General features: G+C 68.3%; 15 protein-coding genes. 4 read left to right on the top strand and 11 right to left on the bottom strand.

Annotated elements, in window-relative coordinates; genetic code table 11:
- Positions 1–84: 84 nt before the first annotated feature.
- The 4 genes from L687_RS40730 to L687_RS40715 form a co-directional block, all read right to left on the bottom strand.
- Positions 85–1,773 carry a glycoside hydrolase family 13 protein gene (locus L687_RS40730; RefSeq protein ID WP_021201607.1) on the bottom strand — a complete coding sequence of 563 codons (1,689 nt, stop codon included), beginning with the start codon at positions 1,771–1,773 and terminating at the stop codon, positions 85–87.
- Between the two features lie 84 nt (positions 1,774–1,857).
- The gene (locus tag L687_RS40725) at positions 1,858–2,736 is read right to left on the bottom strand and encodes a carbohydrate ABC transporter permease (RefSeq protein ID WP_021201606.1); all 879 of its coding nucleotides are present in this window, start codon (positions 2,734–2,736) and stop codon (positions 1,858–1,860) included.
- Positions 2,736–3,674: a carbohydrate ABC transporter permease gene (locus L687_RS40720; RefSeq protein ID WP_021201605.1), complete on the bottom strand. Its 939-nt coding sequence runs from the start codon at positions 3,672–3,674 to the stop codon at positions 2,736–2,738. The genes L687_RS40725 and L687_RS40720 overlap by 1 nt, the downstream gene beginning before the upstream one ends.
- On the bottom strand, positions 3,671–5,020 hold the full coding sequence (locus L687_RS40715; RefSeq protein WP_046399054.1) for an ABC transporter substrate-binding protein: 1,350 nt from the start codon (positions 5,018–5,020) through the stop codon (positions 3,671–3,673). Before L687_RS40715 ends, L687_RS40720 begins: the two co-directional genes overlap by 4 nt.
- 100 nt (positions 5,021–5,120) lie before the next feature.
- Here L687_RS40715 and L687_RS40710 point away from each other — a divergent pair, with 100 nt between their 5' ends.
- Positions 5,121–6,341 (top strand): ROK family protein, encoded by a 1,221-nt coding sequence (locus L687_RS40710; protein WP_021201603.1) that lies wholly within the window; start codon positions 5,121–5,123, stop codon positions 6,339–6,341.
- 43 nt (positions 6,342–6,384) lie between these two features.
- Here the strand turns inward: L687_RS40710 and L687_RS40705 are convergent, their stop codons facing one another.
- From L687_RS40705 to L687_RS40685, 5 genes are all read right to left on the bottom strand, one after another.
- Positions 6,385–8,535: a prolyl oligopeptidase family serine peptidase gene (locus L687_RS40705; protein ID WP_021201602.1), complete on the bottom strand. Its 2,151-nt coding sequence runs from the start codon at positions 8,533–8,535 to the stop codon at positions 6,385–6,387.
- Positions 8,536–8,628: 93 nt separating this feature from the next.
- Positions 8,629–9,975: a dihydrolipoamide acetyltransferase family protein gene (locus L687_RS40700; RefSeq protein WP_021201601.1), complete on the bottom strand. Its 1,347-nt coding sequence runs from the start codon at positions 9,973–9,975 to the stop codon at positions 8,629–8,631.
- Between the two features lie 28 nt (positions 9,976–10,003).
- A complete protein-coding gene (locus L687_RS40695; protein ID WP_029260644.1) occupies positions 10,004–10,969 on the bottom strand; it encodes an alpha-ketoacid dehydrogenase subunit beta in 966 nt (321 codons plus the stop codon).
- Between the two features lie 11 nt (positions 10,970–10,980).
- On the bottom strand, positions 10,981–12,123 hold the full coding sequence (locus L687_RS40690; RefSeq protein WP_031208325.1) for a thiamine pyrophosphate-dependent dehydrogenase E1 component subunit alpha: 1,143 nt from the start codon (positions 12,121–12,123) through the stop codon (positions 10,981–10,983).
- Positions 12,124–12,238: 115 nt separating this feature from the next.
- A complete protein-coding gene (locus L687_RS40685; protein ID WP_021201598.1) occupies positions 12,239–13,306 on the bottom strand; it encodes a histidinol-phosphate transaminase in 1,068 nt (355 codons plus the stop codon).
- 84 nt (positions 13,307–13,390) lie between these two features.
- Between L687_RS40685 and L687_RS40680 the strand changes: the two genes are divergently transcribed.
- From L687_RS40680 to L687_RS40670, 3 genes are all read left to right on the top strand, one after another.
- The gene (locus L687_RS40680) at positions 13,391–13,597 is read left to right on the top strand and encodes a ribbon-helix-helix protein, CopG family (RefSeq protein WP_021201597.1); all 207 of its coding nucleotides are present in this window, start codon (positions 13,391–13,393) and stop codon (positions 13,595–13,597) included.
- A gap of 3 nt (positions 13,598–13,600) precedes the next feature.
- Positions 13,601–13,777: a hypothetical protein gene (locus tag L687_RS43190; RefSeq protein ID WP_021201596.1), complete on the top strand. Its 177-nt coding sequence runs from the start codon at positions 13,601–13,603 to the stop codon at positions 13,775–13,777.
- 238 nt (positions 13,778–14,015) lie between these two features.
- Positions 14,016–14,417, top strand: coding sequence for a phage holin family protein (locus L687_RS40670; RefSeq protein ID WP_021201595.1), 402 nt, complete (start codon positions 14,016–14,018; stop codon positions 14,415–14,417).
- A 56-nt stretch (positions 14,418–14,473) separates the two neighbouring features.
- Here the strand turns inward: L687_RS40670 and L687_RS40665 are convergent, their stop codons facing one another.
- Together L687_RS40665 and L687_RS0122240 are read right to left on the bottom strand one after the other, a co-directional pair.
- The gene (locus L687_RS40665) at positions 14,474–15,790 is read right to left on the bottom strand and encodes a hypothetical protein (protein WP_021201594.1); all 1,317 of its coding nucleotides are present in this window, start codon (positions 15,788–15,790) and stop codon (positions 14,474–14,476) included.
- Positions 15,791–15,812: 22 nt separating this feature from the next.
- Positions 15,813–16,070: a hypothetical protein gene (locus L687_RS0122240; protein WP_029260649.1), complete on the bottom strand. Its 258-nt coding sequence runs from the start codon at positions 16,068–16,070 to the stop codon at positions 15,813–15,815.
- Positions 16,071–16,126: the final 56 nt, after the last annotated feature.

Genomic DNA, 16,126 nt, shown 5'->3' with positions numbered 1-16,126 from the left:
GACGATTCGACGTTCACGCGGGGTGTCTGTGATCAACACCCCGCGCGTGACGCGGATCATCTCTTTTTTCGCAGCTGCGGGAGCTCAGGCGCGCAGCTCGGCCGGCGCGATCCAGACCGTGGCCTCGCCGGGAAGCGTCGAGCCCTCGAGCAGAGCACTCGCGAGCACGACGTCGGCGGCATCCGCACCGAGGTCGACGGGCTCGGCGCCGAAGTTCGACACCACCTGCCAGCCGTTCGGGCGGGCGAAGCGCAGCACATCGTCGCGGCCGGTCTCGATCCACTCCAGGGTCTCGCCGGTCTGCAGCAGGTGCCGCAGGCGCAGGGCCTCCCGGTACAGCGAGAGCGTCGACGACGGGTCCGCCGCCTCGACGTCGACCGCATACTGCGCGAACCACTCCGGCTGCGGAAGGTGCGCGCCTGCGGCCCCAAATCCGTACGAGGATCCCGCAGCGGTCCACGGCAGCGGCACGCGGCATCCGTCCCGACCGAGGCCGTCGAACTCCGCGCCACGGAAGAAGCCCGGGTCCTGACGCTGCTCCGGCGTGATCTGCGCGACCTCGTGGAGACCGAGCTCCTCCCCCTGATAGAGATAGGTGCTGCCAGGCAGGCCGAGCAGCAGCAGGGTGGCCGCGTGCGCCCGGCGGAGCCCGCCCTCACGGTCGAGTGCGTCCGCCGGACCGCCGGCCTTCACCCACTCGGTGCCCTGCTTGACCGGACGGCCGTTCAGTGCCGGGAGCCCGTAGCGGGTGGCATGGCGGGTGACGTCATGGTTCGACAGCACCCAGGTGGTCGACGATCCGGTCGCCGCCGCCTGCTGCAGGTTGTCGGCGATGATGCTGCGGAACTGCGCGGCGTCGAAGTCGGCGACCAGCAGATCGAAGTTGAACGCCTGCCCGAGCCCCTCGGCCGACGCGTACTTCGCCCGGCGCTCCGGCGTCTCCACCCAGGCCTCGGCGACGGCGGTGCGCGGCGGGTCGTACTCGTCGAACACCGCACGCCACTCGGCGTAGATCTCGTGCACGTCGTCACGGTCGACCATCGGGTGCGTGCCCGAGGTGCGGTCCATCGCGTCGAGCTCGGCACGCGAGGGCAGCGGTTCGCTGAGGTCCTTCGTGAGCATGTGGGCGACGTCGATGCGGAATCCGTCGACACCGCGGTCCGACCAGAAGCGCAGCGTCTTCAGGAAGTCGGCGCGCACCTCGGGGTGGTCCCAGTTCAGGTCGGGCTGCTCCACGGCGAAGTTGTGCAGATACCACTGCCCGTCTTCCACGCGCTCCCAGGCACTGCCGCCGAACACCGAGTCCCAGTCGGTCGGCGGCTCGGAGCCGTCGGGTCCGGTGCCCTCGCGGAAGATGTAGCGGTCGCGCGCCGCCGAGCCGCGCCCCGCAGCGAGCGCCTCCTGGAACCACTCGTGCTGGTCGGACGAGTGGTTCGGGACGATGTCGACGATCACGCGGATGCCGCGGGAGTGCAGCGCCTCGACCATGTCGTCGAAGTCGGCGAGGGAGCCCAGCCGCGGGTCGACGTCACGGTAGTCGGCGACGTCGTATCCGCCGTCGGCGAGCGCGGACGGATAGAACGGGCTGAGCCAGACCGCATCGATACCGAGGCCCTGCAGGTAGTCGGCCCGGGAGACGATGCCCGGGATGTCACCGATGCCGTCGCCGTTCGCGTCGGCGAAGCTGCGCGGGTAGATCTGGTAGACGGCGGCCTGACGCCACCACGCGGCGTCTTCGGCGGTGCGGGTCTCGGCGAGAAGCGCGTCGGTCATGAGGGGAGGACTCCTTCTGTGTTTCCGGTGGTTCGGTGGCTTCGGTGGCTTCGAGCGGCTCGGGCGGTTCGAGCGGTGCGGCGGTCAGCCCTTGACGGCGCCCTGGGTGACGCCCTCCATGACCCACCGCTGCGTGAACAGGTAGGCCACGATCGCGGGCGCCATCGCCATGAGGTACGAGGCGAAGGCGACGTTGTAGTTGTTGCTGAACTGGTTCTGGAACAGGTTCTGCCGCACCGGCAGCGTCTGCAGCGCCGGATCGGCGATGATGAGCGACGGCATCATGAAGTCGTTCCAGGCGTAGAGGAAGGCGAAGATGCCGACCGTCGCACTCATCGGGGCGAGCAGCGGGAAGATGAGCTTCCAGAACGTCTGCCAGGTCGTGGCTCCGTCGATGCGCGCGCTCTCCTCGAGCTCGATCGGTATCGAGCGCAGGAACGCGGTGAACAGCAGCACGCTGAAGCTCAACTGGAACATGGTCGCGAGGATGATCACGCCGAACGGGTTGTCGAGCCCGACGCGTCCGGTGAGCTGGATCTGCGGCAGGGCCACGACCGGGAACGGGATGAACATCGCCGCGAGCAGGTAGAAGAACGAGTAGCGGAACAGCCGACGGTCCCAGTTGCGCACGATGGCGTAGGAGGCGAAGGCCGCCAGCACGATCGTCGCGATCACGGTGCCGGCGGTGACCAGCAGCGAGATGCCCGCACCGACGGGGAACTTCGTCAGCGTCCACGCCTCGACGAAACCGTCGACGCTGAACGGGGCCGGCAGCGAGAAGGCATTGCCGTCGACCGCCTGACCCGTGGTCTTGAGCGCCATCGAGATAGTCACGTACAGCGGCAGGAGCACGGTCACGGCGCACAGGATCAGGATGATCGTGCCCGACCAGTTGACGCGCTCCATGCGCACGCGCGGCTTCTTGCCCGAGGTGGGGACAGTGGTGAGTGTCTGCGTCGACATCAGAGTGCGTTCCTTCCGCGCGTCAGCGACAGCTGGAGGAGGGAGATGAGCACGGCGACGATGAAGAAGATGGTCGCGTTGGCCATCTGATAGGCGTAGTCGCCGCCGTTGAAGCCCGCGATGATCGTCATCGCGACGCTGCGGGTGGAGGTTCCGGGGCCTCCGTTGGTGAGGCCGACGATGATGTCGTAGGCGTTCAGGAACCCCTTGAATCCGAGGATCACGTTGATCACCACATAGCCCGCGACGAGCGGGAGCGTGATGCGGGTGAGCTGCTGCGCCTTGCTGGCGCCATCGATGCTCGCCGCCTCGTACACCTCGCCGGGAACCGAGAGAAGGCCGGCGATGTAGATCAGCAGGGTGCCGGGCACGGCCTGCCAGGCGGTGACGATGACGATGGCGATCCAGGCGAGGTCGGGGTTGGCGAGCAGGCTCGTCTCGAGCCACGGGATGCCGGCCGCCGCGCCAGCCGCGGGGATCGAGTTCGAGAACAGGAAGTTGAAGACGTAGGCGATGATGATGCCCGAGATCACCATCGGGATCACGAAGATCGTGCGCAGGCCCGTCTTGAAGCGGATGCGCGAGGTGAGCCCGACCGCCAGCAGGAACGCGACCACGTTGACGACGATCACCGTAGCGATCGAGAACCCGAAGGTGAACAGGTAGCTCTGCAGGATCGACGGATCGCTGAACAGCGCGATGTAGTTCGTCAGTCCGTTGAAGCTCCACTCCCCGATGCCGATCGAGTCGGTGAAGCTGAAGAAGATGCCGATGACTCCCGGAACCGTGATCGCGAGCGTGAAGAGCACCAGCGTCGGCAGCAGGAACAGGTAGTAGATCGGCTCCACGCGACGCGTGTGCCGCCGGAGCTTCCGGTCGCCGCCGGTGACGATGAGGGTCGTGCTGTCACCGGGCGTGGTGGGGGTGGTGGTGCTCATGGCGCGGACTCCTCTGTCTCGCCGGAAGCGGATGGGGCGCCGGAAGCGGACGCGGCGTCCTTCGTCGACGGGATCGGCGCGCGGAAGGCGATGCGGGCCCAGTCCGCGTCCATCGTGCGCAGGATGGAGGTCGGAGAGGCGCCGAGCACCATCGCCTGCGCGTAGTTCATGATCGGAAGCGTCTTGGGCACGAGCACCGACGGGCCCTGGTAGATCTGCCCGTTGTCGTAGTACTCGACCATTCCCTCGATGCGGGGGTCGTCGGGGGCGGGAGCACCCTTCGTCGGGGTGAAGCCGAGCTGCGAGGCGTTGTACTCCTCGATGTTCTGCGGCTCGTAGAGGAACTCGAGGAAGTCGCGGGCGGCCTCCTGATGGCGAGAACCCTCGGGGATCATCGCGGCCAGGTCCATGTTGACGCGCACGCCGAGGTCGGCCGGGTCGTCGGTCATCGGCAGCGGGAAGGTGCCCAGCTGCAGGTCGGGTGCGGTCTTCGCGATCTCGCTGAAGGCCCACGGGCCCTGCAGGTACATCGCGGCCTCGCCCTTGCCGAAAGCGAGGTTGCCGTCGCCGTAGCCGCGGCTCGGCGCATCCGCGTTGGTGTAGTCGTTCGCGAGCTGCATCATCTTGTCCATCGGCTCGGCGAAGTCCTTCGAGAACGAGACCGCGGAGTCGGGACCGACGTCCGCGCCCTCATCGGCGAGGGCATCGAAGAAATCGATCACGTCCACCGAGCCGCCCGCGGTGTAGTCGTACCACCCCTGGCCCACGGTCCAGTCGTCCTTGAACGTGCCGTAGAACGGATCGATGCCGGCGGCCTTGAGCTGGTCGCACACCGCGAGCAGCTCGTCCCAGGTCTGCGGGACCTCGAGGCCCTGCGCCTGGAAGATCTCCTTGTTGTAGATGACGGACGCGGCCATCACCGAGTACGGGAGGGCGCTGGTGCGGCCCTCACAGGACCCGTACTGGTCCATCAGCGGCTGCAGGTCGTCGCGGATGCCCGCGGCGGCGTCGGTGCCTGCGAGATCGGTGAGCGCGCAGCGCTGCACGAACCGGGCGATCTCGTAGTTGTAGTTGGCGAGCATGATGTCGGGCGGGTTGCCCCGCACGAAACTCGCCGAGACGACATCGACGCCCGAGGTGTCGATCTCGACCTTCACGTCGCTCTGCGAGGAGTTGTACTCGGCGACGAGGGCGGTCATGAACTCGATCGCCTCGCGCTTGCTGAAGGTGAAGCGGATGGTCTCCGCTCCCGTGTCGGCGGCGCAACCCGCGAGGGCTGTGCCGACCAGGGTGACCCCCAGGGCCGCGGCCGCCGCTCGCACCGCGCGTGTTCGTCTCTCAGACACCGTCGTCCTTCCGTCATATAAATTCCTGCACTAAATCTAGTGAGCGAATTTACTCTATCGAACGGTACTCTCTCATTGGAGGACAGGGAGGTCAAGGGCCATGACAGAAGTCTCCGCAGACCTGGGAACCGGACGCGCGAGCGTCGGTGCCGTCCTCGACTTCGCCTGGACCGCCGGCGAGTTCACCGCGACCGAGGCGATGGCCGGCACCTCCCTGACCCGTTCCACCGCGATCGACGCCATCGACACGCTGGTCGGGGCCGAGGTGCTGCGCGAGCTGCCGAACGCCCGCGCCGCGGGCACCTACCGCTCCGGCCGCCCCTCGCGTCGCTTCGTCCTCGCCCCCGATCTCGGGGTCGTGATCGGTGTCGACGCGGGAGACACCCACCTCGCCGTGACCGTGGCCGACCCCCTCGATCGGACCCTCGTGCATCACCGCGTGGAGTTCGAGCCGGGGCAGACGGCGCCCGAGCGGCGCACGGCGATACTGGAGCGCCTGGACGATGCGCTCGCCGAGGCCGAGGTGACGCGCGACCAGGTGCTCGCGCTGTGCGTCGGCGTCGCGGCGCCCGTGAACCGCGACGGCATCTCCCCACCTCACCCGGACGGCTTCTGGGAACGGACCAACCCTGGACTCGCCGAGGCACTGAGCGACTGGGCCCCGGTCGTGCAGATCAAGAACGACGCGCAACTCGCCGCCATCGCCGAGGGCGCTGAGGGCGCGGCGATCGGATGCCGCGACTACGTGGCGCTGCTCGCGAGCGAACGGTTCGGCGGCGGCGTGGTGGTCGACGGCCATGTGCTGCACGGTGCGCACGGCGGTGTCGGCGAGGGCGTCGTCTTCGACCACATCGTGGGTGTGGGTTCGGCGTTCGGGCTCCGCTACGCCGTGCAGGATCAGGTGCGTGCAGCCGTGGATTCCGGGGAGATCGCCGGCGACAGCACCGTCGGCCGGCTCGTCGAGGCCGACCGCATCGACCCCCGTCTGGTGCTGACCCTCGCGGCCTCAGGCGATCCGGACGCCGCGCTGGTCACCTCGCGCGTCGGGGCCACCGTCGCCCGCATCGTCGGCGTGCTCGGCAGCATGTACGACCCGGCGCGCGTCATCGTGTGCGGAGCGGTCGCCGAGAGCATCGAGCCCGTGCTGACCGCAGCCCGTCGCATCCTCCCCGAAGAGCTGCACCTGCCGGCGCCGGAGATCCTCGCGTCGACGCTCGGGGCCGAAGTCGTGTCACGGGGAGCCGTGGCGACCGCCCGGAAGGCGGCGAGGGAGCACGCGGTGCCACGGTTGGCGGAGGAGCGCCTCCGCGCGAGCGCCTGACGCGGGATCCGGCGACGCTCCGCCACCACGCTCGTCCATGAGGTCAGGCCGATGCTCCCGAAGCCTTGTCGCGCCCGAGCACGTCCAATCCGCTGTGGCGTGCCGCGAAAGCGAGCATGTCGGCCAGCTCGGCGATGAGTTTGGTTCGACCCTTGCCTGCGCCGTGTCCGCTGTTCGTCTCGATCCTGGCCAGAATCGGTGCTTCGCCGCGCTGGGCCCGTTGCAGGGCTGCGGCGAACTTGTAACTGTGCAGGGGAACGACCCGGTCGTCGTGGTCACCCGTCGTCACCATCGTCGCCGGATAGGCGGCCGGCTTCACGTTGTGCACTGGCGAGTAGGCGATCGCGATCTCGAAGTCCTCGAGTTCGTCCGGGTCGCCGTAGTCCGAGATCCATGCGGCGCCAAACGTGAAGAGGTGGAACCGAAGCAGGTCCATGACACCGACGTTGGGGAGCGCGACGGCAGCGAGATCCGGGCGCTGGGTGATGACCGCCCCGACCAGAAGGCCGCCGTTGCTCGCCCCATGAAGGACCAGCTGATCGGGTCCGGTCACTCCCGTCGCGAGCAGATGCTCACCGACGGCGATGTAGTCGTCGAACACGTTCTGTTTGTGCGCACGCCGCCCTCCGTCGTACCACTCGCGACCGAACTCCCCTCCCCCGCGCAGGTTCGCGATGGCGACGGTACCCCCGGCAGCCAGCCACCCGGCAAGCGCGGGGTAGTAATCGGTGCCGATGACGACCCCGAAGCCGCCGTATCCCCAGAGCATCGTCGGTCGAGGTCCGACATCCTCCTGCCCCGCCGGGCGCACGACGAAGTACGGAACCCTGGTGCCGTCCTTGCTCGTCGCCCATGCCTGCGTGATATCGGCATCCTCCGCGCCGTCCGCTCCGCTGCTCACGGAGAGGCCGGGGATCGGCTCGAGACGATTCGTCCCTGTGGTGGCTCGAAGGGCGAACGACGGGCGGGTCGGGGTCGTCCAGGCGACGAAGTACTCCTCATCGTCCGGCGACGCCCACCATCGGCCCTCGATCGGCTCTCCGGCCGGAGCATCGACCACACCCCGCCGTTCGCCCGCGAGGCTGTACCTCTCGATCCGGGGAACCGCGTTCGACAGCCGCACCAACAGCAGTTCGTCACCTGCTGCCAAAGCGAACGTCAGGGTGCCTTCGCCCGCGGGAATCACCTCGGTGACGTCGGCCACCCCCGTCTGGCGGAAGGAGGCGAGGTCGATACTGACGATCCGCCCGCGCTCCGCATGCAGATCCGTCCGACACAGCAGCCGTTCTCCGGCCATTCGTACGAAGTCGAATGCCGCCTCGTCCTCGTCGATCACGCGCAGAGGTTCACCCACGGACGTTCGGTCCTCCTGCGTCTCGAGGGGGAAGACCCAGAGTCGATTCGACAGCGCAGTGCCGATTCGAAGGTCGACGACGAGCCAACGACCATCGTGCGAGACGGAGTAGAGGTAGAGAGCCCCAGGTTCTTCGGGGTGGTCCAGGAGCACGCGGTCGGACGACTCCGGAGTTCCCACGCGGTGGTGGAGCAATCTCCAGCGCCCGGTCGCACCGGTCTCGGTTCCGGTCATCGTCGCGTCCCGCACGGGCGCCGCATAGACGTACGAAGCGCTGTCGGGAAGCCAGGCCGGCGGCATGCCCTTCGACTGGATCGCATCATCGGCGACCGGGTCCCCCGTCTCGACGTCGAACAGGCGATACTCACTCCAGTCGCTTCCTCCTTCGCTGACGACGGCAGCCAGGGTCCGTCCGTCCTTGCTCACCTCGACGTCGAGGACTGCGGTCGTACCGTCGTCGGACCATCGGTTGGGGTCGAGGAGAACGCTCCCCCCTCCCGTGGCAAGCTCATGCAGCGTCGCTCCCTGCCACCACACATCTTGGTTCTGGGCGCCGTCGTTCCGGGAGACGAGATATCGACCGCCCGCCTTCCGTGGCGCGCCGGACCGGGGAGCCGAAAGAACATCGGAGAGCACGCGCTGGAACCATTGGCGCTCGGGGAGTGCTGACAACTGAGACTCCGTGAAGTCGTTCTGGCTACGCACCCATGCCGCGGTTTCAGCGGAGTCAGGCTCTTCGAGCCACCGGTACGGATCCGATACCGCCCGTCCGTGGAGGATTTCCACCACGTCGGCGAGACGCGTCGCAGGGACCCCATCCGCCGTGTTCTCAGAATTCATGCATTGCTCCGATCTGTGGCGTGCGGACGAGTCCGACGAGATCGGAATCCGGCATTAGGGATCGGCAACGCACCGCCGAGAGACTGTATTCCGTCAGTCCACGAGCAGCGCGGGCTCCTCGAGCACGGAGGCGACGTCGGCGATGAAGCGGCTCATGCCGTCGCCGTCGATCACGCGGTGGTCGAAGGAGCCTGCGACCGTGGTCACCCAACGAGGACGCACCTCGCCGTCGACGACCCACGGTTTCTGACTGATGGTGCCCATCGCCACGATGCCCGCCTCGCCGGGGTTGATGATCGGCGTCCCGGCATCCATCCCGAACACACCGATGTTCGTGATCGTGATCGTGCCGCCCTGCTGATCGACCGGCGGAGTCTTGCCCTCGCGCGCCGTGAGCGTCAGACGGTTCAGAGCCCGCGCCAGGTCCTTCATGCCGAGGTCCTGCGCGTCCTTGATGTTCGGCACCAGCAGGCCGCGCGGGGTGGCGGCGGCGATCCCGAGGTTCACGTAGTGGCGCACGGCGATCTCCGCACCGGCTTCGGTCTCGATCCAGGCCGCGTTCACCATCGGCGTGCGACGGGCGGCCCAGATCACGGCGCGAGCCATGATCAGCAGCGGCGAGACGCGGATATCGGCGTAATCGGGCGAGGCCTTCAGACGCTTCACGAGCTCCATCGTGCGGCTGGCGTCGATCTCCTTCCACACCGTCACATGCGGGGCCGAGTACGCGCTCTGCACCATCGCCGAAGACGTGGCCTTGCGCACACCCTTGACCGGGATCGACTCGGTGCGGTCGTCGCCGGCGGCCGAAGGCTGGGTCGGAGTGAGTCCACGTGCGAGCCCTGCCGGTGCAGCCTGCGGTGCGGGCACGGTCTCCTCGCGCACGGCTCCCCACTCGGGAGTCTCGATGTTGCGGAAGACGCTCGCCTGCGACGCGTGCTTCATGACGTCGTCCCGGGTGACCTCGCCGTCGGCGCCGGTCGCTGCGACCGTGGTGAGGTCGACGCCGAGGTCGCGCGCGAGTTTGCGGATCGGCGGCTTCGCGATCACGCCCACCGACGAGCGCACCGGACGCTCGGCCGGGCGCTTGCGACGCGAAGTGGCGCCGCCTCCCGTGCCGTAGCCGACCAGCACCGATCCGCCGCCCTCTTCTGCGGCGGGAGCCACGGCAACGGGAGCGGCCGTTGCACCCGCCGCAGGCTCGGTCACGAAGGTGATGATGGGCGTGCCGACCTCGACCGTCGCTCCCTCCTCGACCAGCAGCTCGCCCACCACACCCGCGTGCGGCGACGGCAGCTCGACGAGCGACTTGGCCGTCTCGATCTCGCAGAGCACGTCGTTGATCGCGACCGTGTCGCCGGGGGCGACCTTCCAGGCCACGATCTCGGCCTCGGTCAGGCCTTCCCCGACGTCGGGGAGGGTGAAGTTCTGCGTGCTCATGACGAGTCCTTTCGGCCGAGCGGGGATGTCAGTAGGCGAGTGAGCGATCGACGGCCTCGAGGATGCGGTCGGCATCCGGGAGGTACGCGCCTTCGAGCTTCGCGGGCGGGAACGGGGTGTCGTAGCCGGAGACGCGCAGCACCGGAGCCTCGAGTGCGTAGAACGCCCGCTCCATGACGGTCGCCGCGATCTCACCGCCGATGCTTCCGAACCCCTGGGCCTCCTGCGCGTAGACCATGCGCCCGGTCTTGCGCACCGAGTCGAGGATGGGCTCGTAGTCGACCGGCGACAGCGAGCGCACGTCGACGACCTCGCAGCTCGTGCCCTCGGCTTCGGCGAGCGCCGCGGCCTGCAGGAGCGTGGTGACCATCGCGCCGTGTCCGACGAGGGTCACGTCACTGCCCGTGCGCACGACCCGCGAGGAGTGCAGCGGAACGGCGGAGGCGTCGAGCTCGACCTCGCCCTTCTGCCAGTAGCGGCTCTTCGGCTCCATGAAGATCACCGGGTCGTTCGAGGCGATCGCCTCCTGGATCATCCAGTACGCGTCGTTCGGCGTCGACGGCGAGACCACGCGCAGGCCCGGGGTGTGCGCGAAGTACGCCTCGGGGCTCTCCTGGTGGTGTTCGACCGCGCCGATGTGTCCACCGTAGGGGATGCGGATCACGATGGGCATGCTGATGGCGCCCTCGTGCCGGTTGGTGAGCTTCGCGAGCTGGGTGGTGATCTGGTCGAACGCAGGGAACACGAAACCGTCGAACTGGATCTCGATGACCGGACGGAAACCGACCATCGCCATGCCGATCGCGGTCCCGACGATGCCCGACTCGGCCAGCGGAGTGTCGAGCACCCGGCGGTCGCCGAAGTCGCGCTGCAAGTGCTCCGTCACACGGAAGACGCCGCCGAGCTTGCCGATGTCCTCGCCCATGAGCAGGACCTTCGGATCGTTCTCCATCGCCTTGCGCATACCCGCGTTCAACGCCTTGCTGAGCGGCATCGTCTCGAGAGTCACCGGGCTCCTCCTTCGAGCGACGCGTCTTCGAACGACGCCTCGTACTGCGCGCGCCAGGCCTTCTGCTGGTCGATCAGCGGATGCGGCTCGCTGTACACGTGGTCGAACATCTTGTCCGGGCTGGGCGGCCCCAGCTCGACCGTGCGGGCGCGCAGATCCTCCGCGGCATCCGCCGCCTCGGCCTCGACGTCGTCGAAGAGCTGCGCCGAGGCACCGCGTCCTTCGAGGAACGCGCGCATCCGGACGATGGGGTCGCGACCGGCCCAGTACTGCTCCTCGTCGCTGCCGCGGTACTTCGTCGGGTCGTCGCTGGTGGTGTGCGCGCCGAGCCGGTAGGTGACGGCCTCGATCGCCTGCGGACCTTTGCCGGCACGGGCCTCGTCGAGAGCCGTGCGCGAGACCGCATAGCTGGCGAGCACGTCGTTGCCGTCGACCCGGACGCTCGGGATGCCGTAGCCCGCGCTGCGCTGCACCAGCGGCACACGCGACTGCGTGGAGACGGGCACGGAGATCGCCCAGTGGTTGTTCTGGAGGAAGAAGACGGTCGGCGCCTGGTAGCTCGCGGCGAAGACCATCGCCTCGTGCACGTCTCCCTGGCTGGACGCACCGTCGCCGTAGTAGACGATGACCGCTTCGTCGCGGTCCGGGTCGCCTGTACCGGTGCGGCCGTCGAACGCGAGACCCATCCCGTAGCCGGCCGCGTGCAGCACCTGCGACCCGAGCACGAGGGTGTACAGCCGGGTATTGCCGTTCTTGGGGTCGGTGGGGTCCCACCCGCCGTGCGAGACACCGCGCATCAGCTTGATGATGTCGACCGGGTCGACGCCGCGGATGCGGGTCACCGCGTGCTCGCGGTACGAGGGGAAGATCGTGTCCTGCGCACGGGCCGCACGACCGGAGCCGACCTGCGCCGCCTCCTGCCCCCGGCTCGGCGGCCACAGCGCGAGCTGCCCCTGCCTCTGCAGGTTCGTCGCCTGGGTGTCGATCGCGCGGATGACGACCATGTCCCGGTAGAACTGCTCGAGTTCGGCGTCGCCGATCGCTTCGATCAGGGGAAGGTACCGTTCTGCGGCGGCCGACGGGGCGTACCGTCCGGTCTCGTCCAGAACGCTCACAAGGGGTGTCTCGGAGGTGGTCACGCTCTCACGCTACCCGCGCCCGCATGCGTCGTCACGCATACCTAGGACGCCCTTGTAACTGCCCGGAACCCGGAGAAAACCGCGGAAAACCGCCCCGGGCCGGTGCGGCGACGGCTCAGCGGACCGAAGCGGCCACCTCGAGCACGCGGGCGATGGAGCCCTCCTCGCCCACCGAGATGCGGATGCCGTCCCCCGAGAACGGCCGGACGATGAGGTCGTTCTCGACGAAGGCCGCAGCGACCTCGTCGGTGCGCTCTCCTGCGGGCAGCCAGACGAAGTTGGACTGGGAGTCGGGGACGTCCCAGCCCTGTGAGCGGAGGCCCTCGACCAGGCGGGCGCGTCGCTCGACGATCACGGCGACACGCTCCAACAGCTCGGGCTCGGCGTCGAGGCTCGCGATCGCGGCGTTCTCGGCGGCGGACGTGACCGAGAGGGGGATGCCGGTGGTGCGCGCGGCGTCGAGCACCTTCTCGTGGCCGATCGCGTAGCCGACGCGGAGGCCGGCGAGGCCGTAGGCCTTCGAGAAGGTGCGCAGCACCACGACGTTCGGGTGCTGCTCGAACACGCGCTCGGCGAGACCGTCGACCGCGTCGGGCGCCGTGACGAACTCGGCGTACGCCTCGTCGAGGATGATCAGGACATCGTTCGGGACGCGCTCGACGAAGGCGGTGAACTCGGCCGACGTGATGATCGGACCGGTCGGGTTGTTGGGCGTGCACAGGATGATCGCGCGCGTGCGATCGGTCACGGCGTCCGCCATCGCGTCGAGGTCGTGGCGGGAATCGGCGGTGAGCGGAACCTGCACCCCGGTCGCGCCCGCCACGAGCGGCAGGCTCGGGTACGCCTCGAAGGAACGCCAGGCGTAGATGACCTCATCGCCGACCGAAGCGGTCGCGAGGATCAGCTGGTGCAGGATCGACACGCTGCCGGAAGCGACGTGCACCTGGTCGGGCTCGACCCCGTAACGGGCTCCGAGACGCGCGCGCAGGCGGCCGGCGGTGGCATCCGGGTAGCGGTTGATCGGCGTCGTGCTCTGCAGGGCTTCGAGCACCGAGGGCAGCGGATCGAAGGGGTTCTCGTTGCTCGACAGCTTGAACGCATCGGGCCCTGCCTGCTTGCCCTGACGGTACGGCGCGAGAGCGGCGATGGCGGGACGGATGCGGGGCAGGATCGGCTCGGTCACGAGGTCGAGTCTACGAGGGCAGCAGGCTCTTCCCCGGCGGCTTCTCCCCTGTCGACGACCGATTCGCGGTCGTACCATTCTGGTATGGCGATGACGGTGCGACTTCCGGAAGAACTCGATGCTCAGCTCGAGGCGATCGCGCGCGCCCGGCACACCTCGAAGCACGCGGTGATCATCGAGGCGGCGACGCGCTTCGCGAACAGCGAGTCGAAGACGGATCGCGTGCTCTCCATCGCGGACGAGATCACCGAGCGCTACGCCGACACGCTCAAGCGCCTCGAAGACGCCTGAGCGATGGCGATCGAGTACGTCGAGCCGGAACAGGCCCTCGCCCTGATCGCGAAGCTCGGCCTGCACGTCCGCGACGAAGGACTGCTCTTCTCCGCGCTCGCTCGACCATCCGCAGGGATGCTCGGCGCCGACGCGTACCCGACATTCGAAGCGAAGGCCGCCGCGCTGACAGTTCGGTAGCTCAGAACCACGCGCTGTTCGATGGCAACGAGCGCGTCTCGCTCTACCTCACCTTCATCTTCATCCGACTCAACGGCTACGAGCCGACGTTCACGAACGACGAGGCATTCGACCTCGTCCTCGACGTCGCACAGAGTCGGTTGGACTTGAAGCAGATCGCGCAGGTCATTGCCGCCCATATCCGGGAAGACACGGCGCGCTGACATCTCGCGGGCGTCCGTGGGACACTGGTCGGACTATGCGCTTCATCATCCGCGTCGTCGTCAACGCCTTCGCCCTCTGGGTCGTCACGCTCATCCCCGCTCTGCAGGTCGTGATCACCGCTTTCCCGCCCGGCGAGACGCTGCAGCTGGTGCTGACCCTGCTCGCGGTGGCCGCGATCTTCGCCCTCGTGAACACGATCATCGGCACCGTGGTGAAGATCGTCGCGTTCCCGCTCTACATCATCACGTTCGGTCTGATCGGCTTCCTGATCAACGGCTTCCTGCTGTGGCTGACGGCCTGGATCACGAGTGGCTTCGGCTGGGGCCTGACGGTCGGCGACTTCTGGTGGGGCGTGGTGGCCGCGCTCATCATCTCGATCATCAACGGCATCTTCGGCTTCATCCTGCGCCCGCAGAGCAAGAGCCGCCGCGACTGAGAAAGCGCGCTCCTCCAGCCGCTCGAAAAGCAGCCGGCTGATCTCGAAGTCGGTCATCACCCCTTTCGCTCGGCGCGGTACTCGGTCCGCTCGACCTCGACCGCCTGGCCGAGCTCGTCCCAGTACTCGTCGAGAGCCTCGGCGCGGGGATCGCCCGACGCATCCACCATCTCCGCTGTCTCGATGTAGGTCTCGAGATGGTGGGTCTGCAGCGTCAGGTCCTGCATCCCGTCGTGCGGATCCCCTTCGCGCGAGGCCGTGAAGCTGTCGGGGGATCCCGTGCCGGCCGCGGAGCCCCCGGCGGCGAGCGCCGAGACGACGTCGTCGGTGTGGCGGAGCTGGATCAGGGTCTGATCCTCTCCGAGCGTCGGTTCGGTCGGGCTCCCCGCGGTCAGCTGCATCGACACCTCGAAATCGCTCTCCATTGCGAGATGGGCGGCGATCATCCCGCCCTGCGAATGCGCGACCACGTCGACCTGATCCCCCGGCCTCGCCCCCGCCGCGCCCAACGCGTCGACCGTGGCCTGATACGACGCCGATGCGCGGCCCTGATAGAGCTCGATGTTCGACTTCATGTCCCACGGCTCGGACTTCCCCGACCGCCACGGCAGGGACTCCTGAGTCCCGGCGACGTAGGCCACATACCGGGTCGCCCCACCGACCATCGTGTATTTCTCGACCGCGACCTGCGAGGCCGCTCCCGGTATGCGACGGAATGCCGCAGCGAGGCCGGCAGGCGCATTCGGAGCCGACGTCTTCACGGGCATCACCTGCACGGGATCGGCCTTCCCCGCCAGCGTCATCCCCGGCCGGACCGTGCCGAGCCCGGATGCGACGCCCACCATCGCCCCGGCGAGGAACAGCGGCGGGAGCGCCCCCGCCAGGTCGTACTGCTCGCCCAGTCCCTCGAATCGCCGCTCCTTCCAGCCGGCCACCAGCCACTCGGCCATGGTCCCGATCCGTTCGTCATCGGCGACGAGCCGGTCGGCGCGCGCCTGCACGGCGCTCGCCGCCGCGGCATCGGTGAGGGCGAGCGCCTCCGCCTGCGCGCGCAGCTCGACCACCTCGAACGCGTCAGCCATCACCAGGGTTCCCGTGCAGGCGTTCTCGATCTCGACGCACAGTTCATCGATCCGCTCGACACTCCGTTGCAGTGCACCGACATCGACTCCCGAACCGGTCTCCGGCGCCGAGGAGATGAGCGCGTGTGCCCGGCGGACCGCGGCGCGTGCGTGTTCGTACTCCGACGCCACCGATCGCATCCGTGCCCCGAGATCGCGCAGCTGCTCGGTGTCGACGGCGATCGCCCCGCCGTGATCGATGCTCAATCCCCCGCCATCCGCCGACGGTTCCCTGCCTGCGACCATGCTCATTCCGCCGCCCTCATTCCGCCGCTCATACCGCCCCGCCGAGTTCCCATCTCCGCACCGTGAGGTGTCCGATCTCGACTCCGGTGTCGTCGCGCAGCCGTTCGAGCAACGCGTTCAGCGCGCGGAACCCCTCGGACTGCCAGTCGGAGCGATCGGTGAGCGCGACCAGAGTCGCCCCGGATTCTTCGAGCGTGGAGATCGCCTCTCCGATCTCCTGGGAGGCGAGAAGCAGGTCGCCGAGGTGCGCGGAGCCGACATCGAGGATGTTGACGAACGAGTACATGGCCCCAGCTTCCGGGATCACGGGCTTCTCGCCCTGCCCGATCGCCGCGAACGGTG

Origin of the sequence: Microbacterium maritypicum MF109, assembly GCF_000455825.1 — a bacterium.
GTDB classification, from domain to species: Bacteria; Actinomycetota; Actinomycetes; order Actinomycetales; family Microbacteriaceae; genus Microbacterium; species Microbacterium maritypicum_A.
The sequence above is the reverse complement of the archived record's forward strand: the minus strand, read 5'-3'. Positions and strand labels throughout refer to the sequence as shown.

Excerpts from the sequence above, each read along its gene's own strand:
- L687_RS40730 (WP_021201607.1), bottom strand. The coding sequence starts at position 1,773 with ATGACCGACGCGCTTCTCGCCGAGACCCGCACCGCCGAAGACGCCGCG.
- L687_RS40725 (WP_021201606.1), bottom strand. The coding sequence starts at position 2,736 with ATGTCGACGCAGACACTCACCACTGTCCCCACCTCGGGCAAGAAGCCG.
- L687_RS40720 (WP_021201605.1), bottom strand. The coding sequence starts at position 3,674 with ATGAGCACCACCACCCCCACCACGCCCGGTGACAGCACGACCCTCATC.
- L687_RS40710 (WP_021201603.1), top strand. The coding sequence starts at position 5,121 with ATGACAGAAGTCTCCGCAGACCTGGGAACCGGACGCGCGAGCGTCGGT.
- L687_RS40705 (WP_021201602.1), bottom strand. The coding sequence starts at position 8,535 with ATGAATTCTGAGAACACGGCGGATGGGGTCCCTGCGACGCGTCTCGCC.
- L687_RS40700 (WP_021201601.1), bottom strand. The coding sequence starts at position 9,975 with ATGAGCACGCAGAACTTCACCCTCCCCGACGTCGGGGAAGGCCTGACC.
- L687_RS40695 (WP_029260644.1), bottom strand. The coding sequence starts at position 10,969 with ATGCCGCTCAGCAAGGCGTTGAACGCGGGTATGCGCAAGGCGATGGAG.
- L687_RS40680 (WP_021201597.1), top strand. The coding sequence starts at position 13,391 with ATGGCGATGACGGTGCGACTTCCGGAAGAACTCGATGCTCAGCTCGAG.
- L687_RS43190 (WP_021201596.1), top strand. The coding sequence starts at position 13,601 with ATGGCGATCGAGTACGTCGAGCCGGAACAGGCCCTCGCCCTGATCGCG.
- L687_RS40670 (WP_021201595.1), top strand. The coding sequence starts at position 14,016 with ATGCGCTTCATCATCCGCGTCGTCGTCAACGCCTTCGCCCTCTGGGTC.
- L687_RS40665 (WP_021201594.1), bottom strand. The coding sequence starts at position 15,790 with ATGAGCATGGTCGCAGGCAGGGAACCGTCGGCGGATGGCGGGGGATTG.
- L687_RS0122240 (WP_029260649.1), bottom strand. The coding sequence starts at position 16,070 with ATGTACTCGTTCGTCAACATCCTCGATGTCGGCTCCGCGCACCTCGGC.